Origin of the sequence: Flavobacterium jejuense (assembly GCF_006491595.2) — a bacterium.
GTDB lineage: Bacteria > Bacteroidota > Bacteroidia > Flavobacteriales > Flavobacteriaceae > Flavobacterium > Flavobacterium jejuense.
Genome location: NZ_VEVQ02000022.1, coordinates 23,187 through 29,726 on the forward strand (window position 1 = coordinate 23,187; position 6,540 = coordinate 29,726).

At 30.1% G+C, this 6,540-nt stretch carries 6 protein-coding genes and 1 tRNA gene; 3 read left to right on the forward strand and 4 right to left on the reverse strand.

What is annotated here, in order from left to right; genetic code table 11:
* The first annotated feature begins 20 nt into the window (after positions 1–20).
* The 3 genes from fbaA to FIA58_RS20525 all read left to right on the forward strand — a co-directional run bounded on the left by fbaA (position 21) and on the right by FIA58_RS20525 (position 2,235).
* Complete coding sequence (fbaA, locus tag FIA58_RS20515) at positions 21–1,088, forward strand: class II fructose-bisphosphate aldolase (RefSeq protein ID WP_140964574.1); 1,068 nt, start codon at positions 21–23, stop codon at positions 1,086–1,088.
* Between the two features lie 79 nt (positions 1,089–1,167).
* Positions 1,168–2,022 carry an acetyl-CoA carboxylase, carboxyltransferase subunit beta gene (gene accD / locus FIA58_RS20520; protein WP_140964575.1) on the forward strand — a complete coding sequence of 285 codons (855 nt, stop codon included), beginning with the start codon at positions 1,168–1,170 and terminating at the stop codon, positions 2,020–2,022.
* A gap of 131 nt (positions 2,023–2,153) precedes the next feature.
* Positions 2,154–2,235: transfer RNA gene (locus FIA58_RS20525), tRNA-Leu, on the forward strand.
* 916 nt (positions 2,236–3,151) lie between these two features.
* Here FIA58_RS20525 and FIA58_RS20530 read toward each other — a convergent pair.
* The 4 genes from FIA58_RS20530 to FIA58_RS20545 form a co-directional block, all read right to left on the reverse strand.
* Positions 3,152–3,565: a hypothetical protein gene (locus FIA58_RS20530; RefSeq protein ID WP_140964576.1), complete on the reverse strand. Its 414-nt coding sequence runs from the start codon at positions 3,563–3,565 to the stop codon at positions 3,152–3,154.
* Between the two features lie 3 nt (positions 3,566–3,568).
* Positions 3,569–4,804, reverse strand: a complete 1,236-nt coding sequence (locus FIA58_RS20535; RefSeq protein WP_317167937.1) for an RHS repeat domain-containing protein — start codon at positions 4,802–4,804, stop codon at positions 3,569–3,571.
* 294 nt (positions 4,805–5,098) lie between these two features.
* A complete protein-coding gene (locus FIA58_RS20540) occupies positions 5,099–5,545 on the reverse strand; it encodes a hypothetical protein (RefSeq protein WP_140964578.1) in 447 nt (148 codons plus the stop codon).
* Positions 5,545–6,540, reverse strand: a 996-nt coding sequence (locus tag FIA58_RS20545) for an RHS repeat-associated core domain-containing protein (RefSeq protein WP_140964579.1), incomplete at its 5' end; no start/stop codon positions are given. The genes FIA58_RS20545 and FIA58_RS20540, both read right to left, overlap by 1 nt.

Here is a 6,540-nt window from a genome sequence, read left to right on the forward strand (position 1 = left end):
CTATATTAAACTAACTAACTATGAGTCATTCAATAAAAGCTGGTGTAGCAACTGGAGATCAAGTACAAGAAATATTCAAATATGCAAAAGAAAAAGGATTTGCATTACCAGCTGTAAACGTTACAGGTTCTAGCACAATAAACGGTGTTTTAGAAACTGCTGCGAAATTAAAAGCACCCGTTATCATTCAATTCTCAAATGGAGGAGCTCAATTTAATGCTGGAAAAGGACTCTCTAATCAGAACGAGAAAGCAGCCATTGCTGGAGCAGTTGCTGGAGCAAAACACATACATGAATTAGCAGAGGCTTATGGAGCAACAGTAATATTACATACAGATCATTGCGCTAAAAAATTATTACCATGGATTGATGGTTTATTAGATGCTTCTGAAAAATTCTATAAAGAAACTGGAAAATCTTTGTTTAGTTCCCATATGATCGATTTATCTGAAGAACCAATTGAAGAAAATATTGAAATTTCTAAAAAATATCTTGAGCGAATGAGCAAAATGGAGATGACATTAGAAATAGAATTAGGAATTACAGGTGGCGAAGAAGATGGAGTGGATAATTCTGATGTGGATAGCTCAAAACTATACACACAACCTGAAGAGGTGGCTTACGCTTATGAAGAATTAATGAAAGTAAGTCCTAGATTTACTATAGCAGCAGCTTTTGGAAATGTTCATGGTGTTTACAAGCCTGGAAATGTAAAACTAACTCCAAAAATATTAAGAAACTCGCAAGAGTATGTACAGAATAAATTTAACACAGAAGCAAATCCTGTTGATTTTGTTTTTCATGGAGGAAGTGGTTCTACATTAGAAGAAATTAGAGAAGGAATTTCTTACGGTGTAATTAAAATGAATATTGACACTGATTTACAGTTTGCCTTTACAGAAGGTATCCGTGATTATATGGTTAATAATATTGACTATTTAAAAACACAAATTGGAAGTCCAGACGGACCTGAAAGTCCAAATAAAAAATATTATGATCCTAGAAAATGGATTAGAGAAGGCGAAGTAACATTCAACACCCGATTAGAACAAGCTTTTGCTGATTTAAATAATGTAAATACTCTATAATAATTTAGAAATTAGCATTTAGAATTTGAAATCAAGGTTTCAATTTTAAGTGCTAATTTCTGACTTCTAACTTAAAATTATGGCTTGGTTTAAAAGAAAAGAAAAAGGAATTCAAACCGCTACTGAAGACAAAAAGGACGTTCCTAAAGGATTATGGTATAAATCTCCTACAGGTAAAATTGTAGATACAGAAGAGTTAGCCAAAAACTTATGGGTAAGCCCTGAAGATGATTTTCATGTAAGAATAGGAAGTGCAGAATACTTTGAAATATTGTTTGATAACAATGAGTTTAAAGAATTAGACCCAAAAATGACTTCAAAAGATCCTCTAAAGTTTGAAGACACTAAAAAATATGGTGATCGTTTAAAAGATGCCATGGAAAAAACCAAATTAAAAGACGCTGTTCGAACTGCTGTAGGAAAATCTAAAGGAAAAGATTTAGTTGTAGCTTGTATGGACTTTGCATTTATTGGTGGTTCGATGGGGGCTGTTGTAGGAGAAAAAATAGCAAGAGGTATTGATCATGCTATCAAAAACAAAATCCCTTTTGTAATGATATCAAAATCAGGTGGTGCTAGAATGATGGAAGCTGCTTATTCATTAATGCAGTTAGCCAAAACTTCAGCAAAACTAGCTCAACTGGCAGATGCAAAAGTTCCTTACATTTCACTTTGTACAGACCCTACCACTGGAGGAACAACGGCTTCCTATGCTATGCTTGGAGACATTAACATAGGAGAACCAGGAGCTTTAATTGGTTTTGCAGGACCTCGTGTTGTTAAAGACACTACAGGTAAAGATTTACCAGAAGGTTTTCAAACATCAGAGTTTTTATTAGAACATGGGTTTCTAGATTTTATTTCACACAGAAAAGAATTAAAAAACAAAATTAATCTTTATATAGATTTAATTTTAAACCAAGAAGTACGATAAAAATAGCCAGCATAATTGCTGGCTTCTTTTCTTACAATATGATCTTTCAAAAACATCTAAAAATTAGATCTAAAAAACAGATAAAAGTTTTTGATTATATGTAAAAATAATTATATTTGCACTCCAATTTAGCGGGTATGGTGAAATTGGTAGACACGCCAGACTTAGGATCTGGTGCCGCAAGGTGTGAAGGTTCGAGTCCTTTTACCCGCACAACAAAAAAGCTGAACAATTGTTCAGCTTTTTTTATGCTTTTAAAATTAGTTTTTATTAGTATTAATCCAACTCGATAAATTATTTTAAAGAAAAACCAAGGTGAGCTTTTTAAACCTGTGACAAAATAATTTTATAAAAAAAATAATTAAATGAGAGGCTTCTCTTTAGATTTGTAAATCTGTGCTTCCCAGTAACCAAAGTCTTACAAAATAACAAAAGCACCCTTTTTACTGAATGCTTTTTACTTTAATTTCGCTTCATCGAGAATTGTAAAGATATCCAATTGTATGCTTTTAAAAAATAATTTTTATTACAAAAAAAAGCTATCACTAACTCTGATACACGAGGTCGACTTTTTTATCATTTTCTTCGTTCTAAGACATTATATAACACAAAAAGGAACGCCATATTGCGTTCCTTTTCTATCCATTTTTTAAATTTCAATTTAATTTTTAATTGGTTAGCTTCTGTGAAAATAGCTATCACTAACTCTGTGACATTACCTATAATTGGTTGTGTCTGTTCCAAATCCTCCTGCGCAAGTAGAACAACTTGTTTTTACTATCTTATTTATTTTTCTTCCTGTAGCATCATAAATGTAGGAAATTACATTTGTTCTTGCAACTGTTTTTATAAGTAAAAAAAGCTATCACTAACTCTGATACACGAGGTCGACTTTTTTATCATTTTCTTCGTTTTAAGAACTTTAAACATAAAAAAAGATGAACTATATAGCTCATCTTTTTTACAATTATTTTTAATTTTTATTGATTATCAATTTATTAGACATTCAAATTGAACTCATCACTAACTTTGAAACATTACCAATTTCAATTTAATTTTCAATTGGTTAGCTTCTGTGAAAATAGCTATCACTAACTCTGCAACATTACCAATCTTTGAAACATTATCCTTATCTTATATAAATTGGAATTAAAATCTTGTCCTTACAGTTTTTACAACTTATCACCTCAATGGAATATATTTTTAAATCACCATATAAATCAGCAGTACCTTCATGTAAAATAATTTGATTTTTACCATTAAAAAAAACAATCTGGGTTATAAATAATTTATTATTTATTTTTTCAATTATCATTGAAACTTGAGTTGTTTTATCTTTTAAAAAATATTTATTTAATAAATCCAATAAATTAGGTTTAATTTTAAATACAGCATGCAAAGAGTCGCTCTTTCTTTCTACTTCTAGAATTGAATTTTGATTATCATAAATGATTTTTGAATAATATTTAGAATTTTTAATTTCAAATTTGCTTTGGCTATTACAAGCGATACAGGTAAATAATAATAATAAGGTCTTTTTCATAATCTAGTTACTTAAAATATTAATTAAAAGACTTGGAAGTCTGTTAAAGTCAACATCTTTAATCTTATATAGATTAGATAAAGATGGCTGATTTATCCATTGTCTCATATCTCCACTATAATTTGACATTTTACGACCATTTCTATATTCAACACCTAACCTTTCAGCAAAACCATGTGCTATTAAACCTGGCTCTTTTCTTGAATCTAACAGATTAAAGTTGGCTTCATTTTTAATAATTCCAGAAATTAATTTTGCTTCAAATTCTATATTTACACCATCTGGTTTTTTTTCATAATCAAAACTATTTTCTCCAACATAAAAAAGATTTTGGTATAAATGAACAAACTCTTCTGTTAAAATTTCACTTACAGTAACATTATCCTGTTTCATATTACCAAAATAAAAAGTTAGATGGGCACCTGGAGTTCCAGGCTCAGTAGTGAGTTCAAATGTTTTTGTATTAATTACATCTAATATTTTAACTGGTGCATTAGGTAAAACTTCTGCATCACTTTGCATCTGTGAAAAATCAGAACCATCAATAGTAAATACATTTTTTGAGCTATGTAACTTCTCAAAAATATCATTGAATGTTTTAGATTTTCTTCTTAATTGATTTACAAAATGTCCAATTTCCATTTTTTGTTCATCTGATAACCCTTCCCCCCATACAACTTCTTTACCATCTGGATCTATAAATATTACGGGATTATTTAATGCATACGAATAAGGAGTACTACTCACAAATTTCTCAGCTAACGGATCAACATTCATCCATCTACCAATTGCAGGGTCATAATTCCTAGCTCCGTAATCGTACATATTAAGTCCTAGCTCGGTTTGTAGTTCTTTACCGTTGTATTTATAATTGTAATTAGGTTGTGAGTTATTAGCATTATACCCACTATGCTTTAGTCCAAATGGATAATAATGGTTTTCTTCTAAAATAGCACTGGTATAATAGTCATTACAAAATGTTTGAGGACTTCCATCTCTTCCTATTTGTGTGAAACATTCTTGCATATGTTCATCTCCTAAAATACCATTTTTATCTATATCAGAATAGCTCACTCTTACATTTCCTAAATGGTCTGTATAATTAAATACATAACTATAATCTGCGTTTTCATATTTCACATAACCCTCTGCATGAGGAAAGAATTGTAAATTGCTGTCTTTATACTGAAATCCTCCAGCTAAATAATGCGTATTTGTTATGGTTGTATTCTCAGTCACTTTTTTAACTACTTTTTGTCCTGTAGCAGTGTAAAGATATTCAATTGTATGCTTTTAAAAAATAATTTTTATTACAAAAAAAACTATCACTAACTCTGATACACGAGGTCGACTTTTTTATCATTTTCTTCGTTTTAAGAACTTTAAACATAAAAAAAGATGAACTATGTAGCTCATCTTTTTTATAATTATTTTTAATTTTTATTGATTATCAATCCATTAGAAACTCTTAAAGCCTTCATCACTAAATCTGGTACATTACCAAAATGCCTATCACTAACTCTGATACATTACCTAATTCATATTATATTCATCATTATCACTATCAATTTTATATAGTCTACTAATATCTGAAATATTATTAATTGTACCGCTAAAAAGGTTATAACTACCATTGTTATTAATATCGAAAACACCTTTAATTTCAAAATATCCGATTAAAGGAGGTTGAATTTCAAATTTTTCTAACATTTGGTAATTTAAAATTAAAAAGATAGCATTTTTAGTTAATCCATTTTCATAGTCCGTTTTACTCACATAAATACTATTTTCATCTTTCTTAAAAACAAAATATCCTTGTACAACTATTTCTTTCCCATGATAACTCTGAGGATTACCAATTATTGAAATGATTGAAGTTAGCTTCTCATTACTACTACTAATAATACTTTTGTTTATATTAGTTGATGAACAACCATTCAAAAAAAATATAAATAAACCATAAATAATTAAAGTTCTCATTATTTCCCGTCAAATTTAGTTTTTAGTTTACTTGGGTCTAATACACCATTTATATATACATCTGGCATCACATTTGGAACTACGTTTGGACTAACTTTGTTTACTCTAGTTGGACTTTTTGGGTCGCTAGGTAAATCTTTACTAATTGTAATAATAGATGGTGTTCCAGGTGCTGGTCTTTCATCTCCTTTAACATAAGGGTCATGTCTTAAACCAGTTCCATTTGGTAAAGCTACATAAGCAACATAACCTTTAGTATTTGTAGCATTAGTCCTATTGTTATCCTTATCAGGGCCAGAAAATTGATTATCATCATTTAATATTGCTTTTTTCATTTGTTCTGTTTTTGCCCTACCAGCTCTATCACGAGAATGTGTGTGTCCATCTGCTACAACTTTCTTTCCTTTGGTAATATCAGGAGGTAATTCTCCAGCAGTTCCTTCTGATAAATTTTCTCCATTTTTATCCAAATTAATGTAACCTATAGGCTTAGTATAAGAATAAAATACTTCCTCCCCTTCTTTTATTTCATAAATTGCAGTTTTTAGTTCTACATTATTATTTATTGCAATTCCATTATACTGCATTGCAAAATCTAGAAAAGCATCATCTTTAGTTTTAAATTTATCTCCTGGGTCTGCCACTTGCATTCCATCTGGGTCAATAAAGAATACTGGATTATTAACAGCATAAGCATAAGGAGTATGTCTTCTATACTGCTCCGCCAAAGGGTCAATATTCATCCATCTACCCAGTGCAGGATCATAATTTCTTGCACCATAGTCGTAAGTATTCAATCCTAACTCTGTTTGCAGTTCTTTACCGTTATATTTATACTGGTAATTAGGTTGTGAGTTATTAGCATTATACCCACTATGCTTTAATCCAAAAGGATAATAATGGTTTTCTTCTAAAATAGGACTGGTATAATAGTCATTACAAAATGTTTGAGGACTTCCATCTCTTCCTATTTGTGTGAAACATTCTTGCATATG